Below are 15,506 nucleotides of genomic sequence, written 5' to 3'. Positions count from 1 at the left end.
GGTTTTCTGATCAATGCGTGCCGGCCGCCGCGGCGAGGATCGCCGCCCGTTCCCGGGCGTTGATGATCCCGCTGGCGCGCAGGGATTCCGAGATGTCGCCGACATGGCGCACGTAGTGGCCGTGGCTGGCGAAGTCGTCGGGCGTGCCCAGGAGATCGCTGACGCGACAGCCCTCGTCCGCGTGCCGGTTCGGGACGCCGGTGTCATGGTCGCCGATCACGACGGTGTCGCGCGGATCCGGCTGCGGGCACCGGGGCTCCGGCAGGTCGTAGCGGTACAGGCTCGCTTCGCGGTTGAAGTACAGGTCGCCGTGGCGGTCGATGGCCAGCCGCTCGACCTGACCGGTGGCGAGGACGTCGACTTCCCACGTGGTCGGGTGGACCTGGTGCAACGACCCGCCGGTGGTGACGAACAACCGACCGACTTCGTCGAACAGCAGGGCCCGGTCGGTGCCGTATCGGCTCACGCCGGTGTCCTGCAGTTCCTGGCGGCGCACCACCTCGCGGGTGTCCGGGTCGAACGCGAACAACCACCCGCCGGCCAGCCCGTACAGGAAACCGTCGGGTCCGAAAGCCAGCCCGGACAGTGACGGCTCGCCGTCGACCGGAACGGACTCGTGCACAATCTCGCCGTTCTCCGGATCGAGGACGAACAGGGTTCCGGATTCCTCGACGGGGTCCACGCCGTATCCGCCCCAAACCGTCGAACCGCCGTAGAGCAGGCTGTCCGCGCCGGCCGCCAGCGTAACCGGGCTGCGGTCGCCCAGCACGCCACGGTGGACGTCGAGCTCTCCGCTCACCGGGTCCCACAGGCCGATCGCACCGTCGCGCCGGCCGGACAGCGGTACCGTAGCGACGGCCACCCGGTCGCCGAGATCTGCGAATGCGTGCGGCCGGTCCTGAAACTGTTCCACGTAGACGGGCGAGCCCTGGTCGAACCCGTCGGACCAGGGCAGGGTGGTGTCGTACACCGACAGCAGCGCGTTGGGGTAGCGGCCGATCAGCAGAAGATCCCCGAACGTGCCGAAGCCTTCGACCTGACGCACGCCGCCGAGCCGCTCCATCTCGCCGGTGTCCGAATCCCAGCGGGCCATTCCGGATTGCGACAGGTAGCCCCCGATGTAGATCTTCCCGTCCGGGCCGGTACCGAGCGACTGGACCGGCGGGGGAGCGCCCACCAGCTCCGCGTCGATCCGGCGAGAGGCTCCACTGGTGAGGTCGAAGACCTCCATCCGGGCCGAGCCCTGGTACGTGACGGCCAGCGTGGGGCCTGGGAACGCGGGGTCGTCCAGGTCGATCCAGGCGAAGCTGCCAGCGACGACCCCTGGCCGCCAACCGATGAGCTCACGGTCGCCGCTGTCGACGTGATAGCGGACGGCTTCACCGTTCTTCAGGCGGAAGTAGACGTGCTCGCCGGTCACCGGGTCGAGCGGCGAGACGGCCTGCCCCTGGAAATCGGCGACCTCGTCCACCCAGGTGCCGGTGGCCAGGTCGTGGACCAGGAGCACGCCTTCGGACTGGAGGAAGACGAACAGCTTGCCCGCCGCCTCGAACAGCCGGTACACGGCCTTCTCCTCCTCGTGCCCAGGAGGAAGGGGGATCTCGTCGATGGTTCCGGCGTCGGGATCGACCCGGAACAGCCGTCCCCCCGGCTGGCTGCCGGCGTACACGATGCCGTCCACCTCGACCAGGCTCTGCACGTAGGTCTCGCCGGGAGCGACCTGGCCGAAGTCGCGGACCTCGCCGCTGCCGGGATCGACGGCGAAGACATGGCCGCCGGGGTACGTGCCGCCGTAGATCGTGCCGTCGGGGCCGGCCTCGAGGCTGAAGATGCCGTCGCCGTCCAGTGGGGACCCGAGGTCCTGGAGCTCCTGCGTCCCGGTGGGGTGCCGGTAGAGGTCGCCCTCCCGGGTCCCGATGTACACACCGCCGTCGGCGACCGAGAACTCCAGCGCCTTGCTGCGCTGACCACGAGGCACCCGGGTGGAGTACGAGGTTTCGCCGCTTCGCAGGTCGGTGACCACGAACTCCAGCGTGTAGAGCGGTTGCCCGTCCACGACGTGATAGCTCTGCGGCCGGCCATCGGGGTCCACGCCGAAGGCCTGGGCGAACGCGACGACGTTGCCGGCGATCGGGTAGCCGAGGTCGGTCTCCCGGCTGTCACCCGCCTCCGCTCCGGTTCCGTGCTGAGCCAGGAACAGCGTGGAGGAGACCACCACTCCCGCCGTCAGGGCGATGCCTCTGCGGACGACTGCTGAACGACTGGTCATGGCGTTCCTTCCGGTCCGGCCGGGTCTACTCCGCAATAACGGTCGCTACCGTAATCCGCACCGCGGAGACGTGGCAAGGGGTGATCCCGATTTCAAATGCGACTGTTGACCGATGGAGTCCACAGGCCTACATTACGGCCACCCCCTTAATTATTCGCAGCGGAAGGAGCCAACATGAGAACTTCCCGGCGACGGACAACAGTGGCGGTCGTGCTCGGCATTGTGGTGGCCGCGTCGGGATTGACGGCCTCGGCGCAGCCGGACTCCGTGTCCGCCGTGGCCAGCGGGCACGCCGATGCGTCTCCTGCGGCGACGGTGGGCAGCGCGACCGTTCCGACGGGGACCGCCGAGGATCTCGGACCGGCGCTGCCGCAGACGCCGCTGTCGCCGGATCAGGCACTCGGTGAGGGCCTGGACGGCGAACCGCTCGCCTTCTTCCTGCCGCGTGGGAACGACGAGGTCGCGTCCGAGTTCACGGTCGTGGACCTGCGCACCCAGGAGGTGGTCTTCCGGCAGCAGGTGCCCAGCGGCAACGACTCGTGGGGCGTCGAGTACTCCGAGGTGGAGCAGGCCGTCTACCTGGGTATGCGCAGCGGCGAGCTGTACCGCTACCGAGTCGGCGGCGAGACCATCGAGCCTCTGGGCACGCCGATGCCGGGTGAGCAGATCCTCATGCTGGAGATCGCCCCGGACGGTGTCGTGTTCGGTGGGACGTATCCGAACGGGCACGTGTTCAGCTACGACCCCGCCACCGGCAAGGTGCGCGACTACGGGCAAGTGCTCGAGCAGCCGTACGCGCGCAGCATCGCCGTCACTGACGACGTGATCTGGGTCGGCACTCGCGGCGAGGCCCGCCTCGCTGAGATCGACCGGACGACGGGGGTGCTGACCGAGATCCCGCTGCCGCCGGAGTACCGGTCCAGGCTCGCCGTGTATGACCTCTTCCACGTTCGGGACGACCGGCTGCTGGTGCGCACCGAGTCACCGCCCGAGCACGAGATCCATGTGTTCGACCTGGAGAGCCGCACCTTCGTCGATACCGTCGACGAAGGCGGTCCGCGGATGGTGTCACCGGTCGACCCGGTGACCGGGAAGCACGTCTATTTCTCGGTCAACGAGGGCGAGCACGCCGGATCGATCGTCCGCTACGACCTGGATGCGTTGACGTGGGAGCCGACCGGCTGGGAACCGAACACCGGGCCAGGCGATTTCCGGTGGATCGATATGGACGATCCGGCGTTCCCAGGGCTCAGCCTCGCGCTGACCCATTACTACGGGCACATCCATGTGCACAACTTCCAGTCCGGCAACGAGTCGTACCAGCAGGCGGACATGAACGCGCCGCCGGCGCGACTGGCCTCGCTGGACCGCGGCCCGGACGGGAGGATCTACGTGTCCGGCCAGCCGGGCATGGCGCGCTGGAATCCGGCCGACGACACGATGGAGCGGTTGGCCGGGCCAGGCGGCGCCCAAGGTTTCGGATCCTGGCGAGACGACCTGCTGATCGGCAAATACCCCGGCGGCGGGCTGGGCCTCTACGACACCGCCGCGCCATGGGACCCGGGAGCTGGCAATCCGTCCGCGCCGCTGCCGATCGGCGACCGGCAGGATCGCCCGTTCGCGTTCGCCGAGCTGACCGACCAGGTGGCGGTCGGCTCGGCTCCGGAGAGCGGGATGCTCGGCGGCGCGTTGACCCTCTGGAACCCCGGCACCGGCGAGAAGGAAGTCTTCCGTGACGTCGTCGCCGACCAGAGCGTGGTGTCGCTGACCTTCGACGGCACGCTCGTCTGGGGCGGCACGTCGATCACCGGCGGCTTCGGGGCCGAGCCGGTGGCGACAGAGGCCAGACTGTTCGCCTTCGACCCGCGAACCCGCGAGGTGGTCTTCGAGACCACGCCGGTCGCGGGCGCCGCCACGGTCTCCGGCCTGGCGGTGTACGGCGGCAGGATCTGGGGGATCGCCGACGGGACCCTGTTCGCCGTCGACCGGGACACCCGTGAGGTCGCCGGCACCATCGACCTCGGCCACGACGTCACCGAGCCGCACGGGCGCGACTTCGAGATCGTCGTGGACGACTCCGGCCGGATGTTCGCCACCAGCTCGAAGCAGCTCTTCTACATCGATCGCGCCCGCTGGCAGGCGCATGTGCTGGCCGACAACGCCGTCGAGGACCTCGCCATCGACGACGAAGGCGACCTCTACTACCGCTCGGGTGCCCACCTGTTCCGGTATCGCCCGGATCCCGCGGCGAACCCGGACTGCGACCGCATCGTCGACGGCCACGACTTGGGGCAGGTGACCGTCACCGACGGCGTCACCTGCGTGCACGCCGCCACCGTCGGCGGCATGGTCCGGGTGTCCGCCGGTGCCGGCCTGGTGGTCACCGGCAGCCGGCTGCTCGGCGGCGTGACCACCGACCGCGCGTCGGCCGTCGTGGTTAGGGACAGCCGCATCGTCGGCTCCACCCGCATCCACGGCAGCACCGGGCCGGTGACCATCGAGGACTCGACGGCTTCCGGATCGGTGTCGCTCACCGACAACGTCGGCGGCCAGAACGTCATCAGCGGATCGACCGTTCGCGGATCGCTGGCGTGTACCGGCAACGAGCCGCCGCCCGTGGACAACGGGAGCCCGACGACGGTCACCGGCGCCGCGAGCGGCCAGTGCGCGCCGCCGCCCGCACCGCAGTTGGACGTGCTCTCGTCCCGGCCGGACGTGGTGTCCGGCGGCGACGCTCTCGTCCGGGTCGTCGCGCCGTCCGGGGTCGCCGTCGACGAGATCACCATCGAGCTCGACGGAGTCGCCGTCACCGATCAGCTGGTTGCCGACGCCGGAACAGGGACTCTCCAGGGCGTCGTGACCGGCCTGCCGACCGGGACGAGCACGCTGACCGCGATCGCCGGCGCCGGCTCGGCTCCGGCCGAGCTGGAGGTGACCAACCACCCGGTCAACGGGCCGGTCTTCTCCGGACCGCACCAGCAACCGTTCATCTGTGACACGGCCCACTTCGAACTCGTCACCGGTGAGCTGCTCGGCGAGCCGGCCAGCGCCAACTGCTCGGCCGAAACCCGCGTCGACTACATGTACCGCAGCACGAACGGGCGGTTCGCCCGGTTGCCCGCGGGCGTCACCCGGCCGGCCGACCTCGCCTGGACGACCACCAGCGCCGGCCAGGATGTGCCGTACATCGTCCGGGTCGAGACCGGCACGATCAACCGGTCGATCTACGAGACCGCGATCCTGCACGACCCTGCGACGGCCGTTCCCGCGCCGTCCAGCCGGCCGAAGGGGTGGAACGGCAGGCTGATCTACCGGTTCGGCGGCGGCTGCCCTGGCGGCTGGTACATCCAGGGCCGTGAGACCGGCGGCGTCATGGACCACGGGATGCTCGAGCAGGGGTACGCCGTCGCCTCCGCCTCACTCAACGTCTTCGGCAACAACTGCAACGACGTGCTCGCCGCGGAAACCATGAGCATGGTGAAGGAGCGGTTCGTCGAGGCCTACGGACCGCCGGCGTTCACACTGGGCTGGGGATCGTCGGGCGGCGCCTACCAGGTGCACCAGATCGGGGACAACTACCCGGGGCTGCTCGACGGCATCGTCGCCGCCGCCAGCTTTCCCGACGTGGTCTCCGGCACCCTGGTCACCGCCACCGACGCCGCGTTGCTGCACCGCTACTTCACCCAGACCGCGCCGGACGCCCTGACCGCCGAGCAGGAGCGGGCGGTCTCCGGCTTCGGCCGGTGGGGGAGCCTGGCGAGAGGCGCCAGCAGCGCCCGCCGGATCGACCCCCGCGAGCAGTGCCCCGCCCAGTTGCCTGCGTTGCTGCGCTACGACCCGGTCAGCAACCCCGGCGGCGCCCGCTGCGACGTGTACTCCCACCACGCCAACGTCTACGGTCTCGACGAGGTGAGCGGGACGGTGCGCCGGCCGTTGGACAACGTCGGCGTCCAGTACGGTCTCGGCGCGCTCGAGGACGGCGTCATCGACGTCGACGAGTTCTTGGACCTCAACGAGAACATTGGCGGACTGGACGCCGATGCCGGGCACGTTTCCGAACGCACCCGGGCCGACGCCGCGGCCCTCGACACCGCGTACCGCACCGGCCGCATCCTGAACGGCGGCGGCGGGCTGGCCGCGATTCCGATCATCGACTTCCGGCTCTACTTCGACGACCGTCCGAACGGCGACAACCACCAGCGCTTCCATTCTTTCTCCACCCGCGAGCGGCTGATCGAGGCGAACGGAACCGCCGACAACCACGTCATGCTGGTCGACGAGCTCGATCACGGCGGCTTCAACTCCGGTGCGCCGGTCGCGCGCCGGGCGCTCGCCGAGCTCGACGCCTGGGTCACCGCGATCCAGGAGGACACCGCGGCCGCGGCGCGGCCGATCGAGCGGATCGCGCGCAACCGGCCGGAATGGCTCGAGGACTCCTGCTGGACACGAGGTGACGACCCGCAGCGGATCCGGGAGTCGCAGCAACCGGAGATCGACGGCACCACCTGTGCGGAGCTCTACCCGGTGTGGACCTCACCACGGATCGTGGCCGGTGGGCCGCTGGCCAACGACGTCGTCAAATGCCGGCTCCAGCCAGTCGCCGCCGCCGACTACCCGGTCGAATTCAGCCGGGATCAGCTGGCCCGGGCGCGCCGGATCTTCCCCGACGGTGTCTGCGACTGGTCCAAGCCCGGCGTCGGCGAACAGGACCTGGCCGGAACATGGCTGCGATTCTGAGACCGGCGGCGGACGGCGAGCCCGCCGGGGTGCGTAACAGCGCGCGCTGGCGGCGGGAGCGCAACCGCCGCTACCGCATCGAGCTCGAGCACTACCTTCGCCAGAGCCTCGTCGACGAATACCAGGCACGCGCCGAGGCGGCGTGGCGGCGGGACTACACGGATGAGGCCGCGTACGCCCGCAGCATCGAGCCGAACAGGGAGCGCTGGGCCCGGTTCCTCGGCGCGCCACCGCTGGCCGCCGCCGGTCCGGCCGAGATCGAGCCGTATCCGGTACGGGCGGGACTGGCGACATCGTGGATCCGGGTGCCGCTGACCGGCGGGCTGACGGCGGAAGGGCTCCTCGCCGTGCCCGACGGAGCCGGGCGTGCACCCGTTGTCGTCGTTCAACACGGCATCGCGAGCACCCCGGAGACGACGTTCGGCGCACCCGACGACTCCGGGGCGTACCACGAATGCGCGCTGGCCCTCGTGCGGGCGGGCTTCGCCGTCCTGGCGCCGTTCAACATCGCCGGCATCGAGGAGCGCAACCGGCTACAGCGACTGGCCTTCATGGACGGGCGGCTCATCGAGGGCGTCGAGCTGTCGCGGCTGCGCTGCCTGCTCGACACCCTGCCGGAGATCGGCGGGGTGGACCCGGAGCGGCTCGGGATGTGGGGGCAGAGCTGGGGTGGTCTGGCGACGCAGTACTGGTTGCCGTTGGAACCGCGCATCCGGGCGGGAGTGGTCTCCGCGTACTTCAACGATCGTCTCGCCAAGATGGCGGTGCCTGATCCGCGGTACACGTGCTTCCTGGAGACCGCCGAGGTCCACGCGCATCACCCCGGCCTGCTCGCCGAGTTCGCCGACGCCGACCTGGTCAGCCTCATCTGCCCGCGTCCCCTGCTGGTGCAGCACGGACGCGCCGACAACATCGGCTGGGCACCGGCGGTCAGCACCGAGTTCGAGCGGGCCCGCCGGCACTGGGCCGAGCTCGGCCACGGCGAGCGGATGGCTCTACACCTGCACGAAGGCGGTCACGAGGTCGACGTCGACACGGCGCTGCGCTGGTTCGGCAGGTGGCTGTGAACGCGCGGCCGGACCGGCGACGACCCCGACACACTCACAGGAAGGTTCGAACGATGCGGCGAACAACGACGGCGGTGGTGGGTGCCCTTGCGGTGATGATGGTCGCTGCCTGCGGGTCGGATTCCGGATCCGGCTCGGGCGGCGGCGGCGAGATCACCGGCACGGTGACGATGTGGACCAACCCGATCTACGACGAGAACGCCATGCGGGAGCACTACGAACAGCAGGCTGCCGAGTTCATGGAGGAGCATCCCGGGGTCGACGTCGACATCACCGTGAACCCGTGGCAGGGAGCTCAGGAGCAGCTGACGGCGGCGCTCGCGGCCGGCGAGGGCCCCGATGTGGCCTACCTGATCCCCGACCGCATACCGACCCTTGCCAGTCAGGACCTGCTGACTCCGCTCGGTGCGGCACTGGGGGAGGACCGGGAGGACTTCCACGACAACGCCTTGGAAGCGGTGACCTATGACGGCGAGATCTACGCCGTCCCGGTGCTGCAGAGCGTGATCCCCCAGGTGTACGACAAGCGGGTGCTCGACGCCGCCGGCGTCGGCGAGCCGCCGACCACGTGGGACGCCTTCCTCGAAGCGGCCGAGAAGGTGCAGGCGGCCGGCTACTACATGACCGAGTACCCCGGGCACCTGGAGATGACGCTCAACATCTCCTTCTATCCGTGGCTGCATCAAGCCGGCGGCTCGGTGTTCGCCGACGACGGAGAGTCGGTCGCGTTCAACAGCCCGGAAGGGGTCGAGGCACTCGAGTACCTCACGTCGCTCGTCGAGAACGGCTACACACCCAGCGGAGCTATCAGCGAACCATCGAACATCGAGCAGTCCGAGGTCAGCCGTGGCAACGTCGCCCAGGTGAGCGCCGAGCCGCAACGGCTCATCGAGCTTTGGGGAGCCGAGAACGTCCTCGTCGCACCACCATTGGAGAACCGGGAGCAGGTCGCGTACGGAACCGTCGGCGCTTACGGCGTGCTCAGCACCACCGACAACACCGACGCCGCACAGGCGTGGGTGAACTGGATCAGCCGGCCCGAGGCACTGCGCGAGTTCGACGTGGAATCCGGCTACTTCGCGCCGCGCCGGTCACTGGACGACCTGTATGCCGACGACCCGGTGCTCGGCGACGTCGAGAAGCTCATTCCCATGACGTCCACGTTCGGGCCGCATCCGGCCAAGTCGGTCGAGGTCATGACCACCCTGCGGGTCGAGGTGCAGGCGGCGCTGCTGGGCCGCAAGTCGCCTGCCGAGGCACTGGCCGACGCCGAGGCCGAGGCCAATCGGATCCTCGCGGCCGGATGAGCACCACGCAGCGCTCGGCGCCGCCTCCGAGCAACGTGGCACACCGGGCCGGTGTCCTGCTGCGGCGCCGCGAGGCGCGCATCGCCTACGCGTTCATCCTGCCCTACGTTTCACTGTTCCTGCTGTTCCGGATCGTGCCGGCGGCCGGCAGCATCGCCCTCAGCTTCGCCGACTACTCGCTCGCCGGCCGGTTCTCCTGGGTCGGTCTCGATCACTACGAGCGTCTCGGGTCCGATCCGCTGGTCGGGGAGGCGCTGGTGGTCACCGCCGTCTACACCGTGATCGCGGTGCCGCTGATCGTCGTGAGTTCCCTCGGCATGGCGCTGCTGATCCGGCGCCCGACGCGGGGCGTGAAGTTCTTTCGCTCGGTCTTCTTCCTTCCCGTCATGACCAGCCTGGTCTTCGCCGGGGTGATCTGGCGGTGGATCTACGCCGACAACGGTGCGATCAACTCCCTGCTGGACGGCATCGGCCTGTCGTCGGTCTCGTGGCTGTCGAGCGGGACGCTCGTGTTGCCGGTGCTGGCCTCGGTCGCCACCTGGGCCAGGTTCGGGTTCGACATGCTGATCTTCCTGGCCGCTTTGCTCAGCGTCCCGGCGGAGCTGGAGGAGGCGGCCAGGGTGGACGGCGCGCGCTGGTGGCAGGTCTTCCGGTACGTCGTACTCCCGCATCTGCGGCCGGCCCTGTTCTTCGTGCTCGTGATCGAGACGGTCCACTCCTTCCAGGTGTTCGACGTGATCTACGTGATGACCGCAGGTGGCCCCGTCCGGTCGAGCACCACGCTGGTGTTCCTGCTCTACCAGCGCGGCTTCGAGTTCTTCGAGTTCGGCTACGCAGCAGCCATCGGCGTCGTGCTGTTCGTCATCACGATCGCGGTCGCGATCGTCCAGGGGCGGTTCTTCGGCAGGAGCAGGACATGACGACGGTGACCGCGACAGCGCGGACGACCCAGACTCGGCCCACGGCGGCGCGGCTGCCGCGGTACGCGAGGTACACGGCGCTGACCGTCGCGGCCCTCGCGACGGGCTTCCCGTTCTACGCGATGCTGGTGATCGCGCTCAAACCACCGACGGCGGTCATCGAGCTCCCGGGATCGCTGTGGCCCTGGCCGCTCACGACGGAGACGATCCGAACCGCCCTGGCCGGCGGCGAGATCGCCCGGTGGACGCTCAACAGCGTCATTTATTCGGCCGGCTCCACCGTCGTGATCGTCGCGCTCGCCTCGCTGGCCGGTTACGCGTTCGCGAAGAAGCGGTTCGCCGGTCGCGACACCATCTTCTGGAGCATCGTCTCGATGATGATGATCCCGTATCACCTGACGCTGGTGCCGCTGTTCATCCTCGTGGCGCAGGCCGGCGGGATCAACACCTACTGGGGCCTGATCGTCCCGACCCTGGCGAACGTGCACGCGCTGTTCCTCATGCGCCAGTTCATCATGGGGATCCCGGACGAGATCATCGACGCGGCCCGCGTCGACGGCGCCGGTGAGCTGCGCATCTACTGGAGCCTCGTCCTGCCGCTGGTACGGCCGATCGTGGCGACGGTCGGCCTGTTCATGTTCTTGTGGCACTGGAACGACTTCCTGTGGCCGCTGGTCGTCGGCCAGTCCGAGGACATGCGAACCCTGACCGTCGGCGTTGCCGGTCTGCGCCAGCAGGAGACGCTTCTGCCGATGGAGATGGCCGGGGTGGCGCTGGCCTTCCTGCCCATCATGGCCGTCTACGTCGTCGCGCAGCGGCACTTCCTGCAGGCCGCCATGATGTCCGGAATGAAAGGATGACCTGTCCTATGCCCGCACCCCATGTCGTGCTCATCCATTGCACGACGTCGGCACCATGCTGAGCTGCTACGACGTGCTCGGGGTGCCGACGCCGCACCTGCAGCGGCTGGCGGACGAAGGCGTCGTGTTCGACCGGGCGTTCGCGACCCCGCCGCTGCACCGGCCGCCTCGCCACGACCGGTGACAGGTTCCGATGAGTGCGAAGACGCTCGAGCGGTGGTGCCGGTACGCCGCATCCCGGAGGCCACATCCGTGGCGCAGGAGCTGGCCCACCCGGCCACGGAAGTCAGCACGACCTTCATGCCGCGCTTGACCGCGTACCGGCCAACCACGGGGAGCCAACCCGCCGGCGGGTTGGCTCCCCGTGCCCGTCCGCGCTCGGACGCCCCGTCGAGCCTCTTCCTTGCGCGCGCTCGCGGCCGCCCACTCAGAAGGCGTCTGCTATCTGAGCGCGGACTCGAATGCGTGCTTCCCGCTCCCGACGCAGCGGCGGCGGCCGTCAGGCGTCTCGACGGCGCATTGCGACCCGGGTGGCACCTCCACCTCGAGACGGAACGTCTCCTCCTCGATGGTCCACGCGCTGGAGAATGTCCCGCGCTTGGTTCGATAGCTCGCGGTGGCGGAGCGCAGATCTCCGCACGGCCGGGGCCGCACCACGAGGTCACGGAAGCCACAGCTCGTCGGCGTCTGCTGCAAGCCTGCCACGTGGGAGTAGAACCAGGCGTCGATCGCGCCGTTCATGAAGTGGTTCTGGCTGATGCCGAAGGTCGGTCCGTCCCAGGTCTCGGTGAGGGAGGTGGCACCGTGGCGGATCATGTAGCCGTAACCCGGGAGCTCCTCCTGGCATGCCACCCGGTACAGCGTCTCGTGCCGGTCGTGTGCCGCGAGGACCTCGACGAGCGCGGCCATGCCGACCTCACCGACGTCGACGACGAAGCGCTGCCGCGCGATCCGCTCCTCGAGGCGGTTCACGACGAGGCTGACGTGCTCCGGTGGGACCACCCCGCACTGCAGGGCGATGACCGTCTCGCCGAGGGTGTCCGCGCCGACGCTCAGGTCGTCCGTCCAGAACTCGTCACGCACCCGTTCGACGACGTCGTCGGCCACCTTCCGCCAGCGTGCCGCGTCGCTGTCCAGGCCGAGCGTCTCCGCCACCTGGGAGAGCACGCAGAGCATCCTGGCCAGAGCCGAGGTCGTGACGAGCGGGACCGCCCGAGCCTCCCTTCCGTCCCAGTCACCCAGCCCGTACCGCACCAGCCCGTCCACCCGGGCCAGCAGGATGTGCTCCGCGTAGCGTGTCATCGCCTCGTAGTTGTCGCGCAGCACTGAGATGTCGTCGTAGGAACGGTGCAGCTGCCACGGAACGTGGATGATGGCGCCACCCCAGTTCACGTCCCCGCGCCAGGGATCCGGGAACGGGTCCCACTCCGGCACATACAGGGGCAGATGACCGTCAGGCCCTTGTGCCTCGCGCGTAAGCAGCATGGTGTTCGTCAGTAGCGCCTGGACGTCGTAGTTCCACTGCAGGATCGGGTAGACGAGGTGGAGTTCCTCCAGGAACGCCAGCTTCTCGCGGTGGGGGCAGTCGGTGAAGACCGAGTACATGTTCGAGGTGACCGCCCGGTGCACGAGGCGATGGATCTGATTCAGCATCTGGTCCGAGCAGGAGAACTCGCCGGTGGCACGCGCGCCGGCCGCGATGACCAGACCGCGCACCTCCTCGGGCCGGAGTGGTTCCTCCAGCCCAGCGACCTCGAGGTAACGCAGGCCGTTGTAGCAGAACCTCGGGTGCCACGTCAGCGGCCGGTCTCCCGTCCGGACGGTGTGGTAGACGGGGCCCCAGCCTTCCGTCGTCGGATCGATGTCGCCGTCGCCTTTCAGCAGCTCCGCCGGTCGCAGGGTGACCTCCGACTGCGGTGGCAAGTCCAGCTCGACCCATCCCGCTACGTTCACTCCGAGGTCCACCACGTGAGTCCGGGGCGCCACCGGGGTGATGCTCTTCGGTTCGATCACCTCTCGAACCCGCAGTGCCGGCGTCGTCTTCGGGGTCAGCGCGAGCTCTGTTGGCGTGCGGGCGACAACTGCGCGCGGCCAAGCCCGCACGCCGGACGCCGAGGTGTCGAGCTGGACGCGGGCGTCGAAGTCCTCACCTCCGGTCCAGTTCGACGAGCGGGTCTGGCCGAGCGTGGCGCCCCAGTCGGTACCGCTCAGAAAAATGACCTCTTGCCCGCCTGGGTATCCGAGGGTGAGCGAGGCACACGCAGCGAGGTCTCCGTAGTCGGTGAGGATCTTCGTCCACCGGTCGTCGTGTCGCTGCGACCGGTACATCCCGGGGCCGAGCTCGATGTGCAGGACGTTGTCGCCCACCTCGACCAGGGTCGTGACGTCATACGTGCAGTACTCCGCGCGCTTGGCGTAGTCGGTGTACCCGGGTTCGAGGACGTCGTCGGAGACGAGGCGCCCGTTCATCGACGCGACGAAGACCCCGAGGCCGCAGACGCGAAGGACAGCCGAGGCGGGCGGCGTGTCCGCCCGCAGGGTCGTCCCGAGGACGGGAAGACCCCCCGTCGGATCGGCGCGCCACTGCTCGGAGGTGATCCACGACGCACCTACCGTGAGCGGCGAGAGATCCTGGTCGACCGGCGTCACATGACATCCTCGTACTCGTTGCGGATGTCGTCGCCGCCGGCGCGGCGCCACTCGTCGCGCCACTCGGTGAGCTCGCTCAGCGAACGACGCCCGGTGATGATCCCGTACAGGTAGTCGTCGTACATCTCGTTGAGAGAGCCTGACTGGCGCACGTCGGTGTCGGAGATCAGATTGGACGTGGGATTCTCGACCGACTGCGGCACGGCGGCGGCCACGGCCTTTTGCGCCGCGACACCCCATTCGGTGTTTCCGGGGAAGAAGAACGCGGCCTCGCGGGGCGCCACCAGCCACGACGGCCCGGACACCTCCCGTGCCCAGACGTCACCCGCGGTCGGGACCGGAGTGCCTTGGTCGTCGAAGGCGAAGTGGCGTCCCTCGATCCCGTAGTTGATGAAGGTGTGCTCCTCGCTGCCGAACGGTGCGCACCAGTAGTCGATGATCCGCAACAGCTCCTCGAGCCGTTCGACGTCCTTGCCGACGTCCGAGGGGATCGCGGCGATGCCGAAGTAGCCCTGCTCCTGGTGGATGACCGGGTCGCCGCCGTCGTGCCCCGGCGGCGTGATGGCCGTGGGCTCGGACTCCGGGACGTTCGCCAGGAGGGCGGGCAGCATGGTCCGGTAGTGCGGCGTGACGCCGGCGGGCAGAAGGCCGATCCGGCCGTTCTGGTAGATGTTCTGCGCGTCGAGCACCGGCAGGGTCGCGGCGTCGGGATGGAACGCTCCTGAGTTCCACAGCTCGACCAGGTACTCCGTGGCGGCCTCGAACTCGTCGGTCTCGATCTCGTTCGTCAGCGATCCGTCGTCCTCGATGCGCCATTCGTTGGGGACCCGGAACATCTGGTGCGCCAGACCGATGCCGTGCCCGAGCGTGGCCAGGCCCCACGTGTCGCCGCCCTGCTTCCCGCGGTGGTTCCCCCTGGTGAACTCGGCCAGCAGTTCCATGACCTCCTGCGCGTCTCGCGGGGGCTCGGTGTACCCCAGTTCGGTCGCCCAGTCCTTGCGGTACATCGTCACCTGATTGACCATGGGCAGTGCGCTGGGTACGCCCAGAAGCATTCCGTTGACCGTGGAGTTGCGCCACGCGTAGGTAGGGATCCTGGCCAGGTTGGGGTAGGGGTCGATGCCCGAACCGGCGAGCAGGTCGGTGAGATCGGTGAACGCGCCCTGCAGCATCGGCTGAATGAGGCCCGGTGCGATGCTGCGTTCGATCCAGGTGATGTCAGGCAGGTCGCCGCTCGCCATCATCGTCTGGACCTTCTCCCCGTACGAGGGGCCGGCTGCGTAGGTCGGGCGGAGCGTGACGCCGAGCCGTTCGTTGAACTCGTTGAGCCACGGATTGTCACTCGGCGGCGGTGCCTGCTCGAACACCTGGAAGGTCGAGACCTCGCCGCCTCGGCCCGGAACCTCCTTGACCGAGCGGACCAGTTCGCTCGGATACCGGGTGTATGCCGGTGGGACCCCGGCGATGTCGCTGATGGAGGCGCCGGGGATCTGGTCCGGCGGGATGAAGCTCGGTGGTGTGAATGACGTGACACCGCCCGGGGTCTGACTGGCTCCGGGGGCCTCGGTGCGGCAGCCTCCCACGAGTGGGAATGCGGCCGCGAGGCCGGCGCCCAGACCCAGCATCCGTCGACGACTGAGCAGTGCGGGCGAAGACATCGAACGCTGGTCCATGACCATCTCCTCTTGGTCGGGGGT

The 15,506-nt window shown here is 69.1% G+C and carries 9 protein-coding genes; 6 read left to right on the top strand and 3 right to left on the bottom strand.

Annotated features, from left to right (window positions below; genetic code table 11):
- Window positions 1-10: 10 nt before the first annotated feature.
- Window positions 11-2,269: a PQQ-binding-like beta-propeller repeat protein gene (locus tag E1269_RS09345; protein WP_131893688.1), complete on the bottom strand. Its 2,259-nt coding sequence runs from the start codon at window positions 2,267-2,269 to the stop codon at window positions 11-13.
- 174 nt (window positions 2,270-2,443) lie between these two features.
- Between E1269_RS09345 and E1269_RS32820 the strand changes: the two genes are divergently transcribed.
- From E1269_RS32820 to E1269_RS33765, 6 genes are read left to right on the top strand one after another with little or no spacing between them, the layout of a single operon-like run.
- The gene (locus tag E1269_RS32820) at window positions 2,444-7,006 is read left to right on the top strand and encodes a DUF6351 family protein (protein WP_203433246.1); all 4,563 of its coding nucleotides are present in this window, start codon (window positions 2,444-2,446) and stop codon (window positions 7,004-7,006) included.
- On the top strand, window positions 6,991-8,073 hold the full coding sequence (locus E1269_RS09330; protein WP_131893686.1) for an alpha/beta hydrolase family protein: 1,083 nt from the start codon (window positions 6,991-6,993) through the stop codon (window positions 8,071-8,073). The genes E1269_RS32820 and E1269_RS09330 overlap by 16 nt, the downstream gene beginning before the upstream one ends.
- A gap of 53 nt (window positions 8,074-8,126) precedes the next feature.
- Window positions 8,127-9,380 (top strand): ABC transporter substrate-binding protein, encoded by a 1,254-nt coding sequence (locus tag E1269_RS09325; RefSeq protein WP_131893684.1) that lies wholly within the window; start codon window positions 8,127-8,129, stop codon window positions 9,378-9,380.
- Complete coding sequence (locus tag E1269_RS09320) at window positions 9,377-10,300, top strand: carbohydrate ABC transporter permease (protein WP_131893682.1); 924 nt, start codon at window positions 9,377-9,379, stop codon at window positions 10,298-10,300. The genes E1269_RS09325 and E1269_RS09320 overlap by 4 nt, the downstream gene beginning before the upstream one ends.
- Complete coding sequence (locus E1269_RS09315; protein WP_131893680.1) at window positions 10,297-11,160, top strand: carbohydrate ABC transporter permease; 864 nt, start codon at window positions 10,297-10,299, stop codon at window positions 11,158-11,160. Before E1269_RS09320 ends, E1269_RS09315 begins: the two co-directional genes overlap by 4 nt.
- Window positions 11,161-11,215: 55 nt before the next feature.
- A complete protein-coding gene (locus E1269_RS33765; protein WP_275264200.1) occupies window positions 11,216-11,344 on the top strand; it encodes a hypothetical protein in 129 nt (42 codons plus the stop codon).
- 257 nt (window positions 11,345-11,601) lie between these two features.
- On the opposite strand, the gene E1269_RS09310 is transcribed toward E1269_RS33765, so the two are convergent.
- Together E1269_RS09310 and E1269_RS09305 are read right to left on the bottom strand one after the other, a co-directional pair.
- Entirely contained in the window at window positions 11,602-13,809 is a 2,208-nt protein-coding gene (locus tag E1269_RS09310; RefSeq protein WP_162606315.1) for a family 78 glycoside hydrolase catalytic domain, read from the bottom strand.
- Window positions 13,806-15,482 carry an extracellular solute-binding protein gene (locus E1269_RS09305; RefSeq protein WP_162606314.1) on the bottom strand — a complete coding sequence of 559 codons (1,677 nt, stop codon included), beginning with the start codon at window positions 15,480-15,482 and terminating at the stop codon, window positions 13,806-13,808. Before E1269_RS09305 ends, E1269_RS09310 begins: the two co-directional genes overlap by 4 nt.
- Window positions 15,483-15,506: the final 24 nt, after the last annotated feature.

Origin of the sequence: Jiangella asiatica (assembly GCF_004349065.1) — a bacterium.
Lineage (GTDB): Bacteria > Actinomycetota > Actinomycetes > Jiangellales > Jiangellaceae > Jiangella > Jiangella asiatica.
Note: the sequence above shows the minus strand (reverse complement) of the source record. Positions and strands in the feature narration are given on the sequence as shown.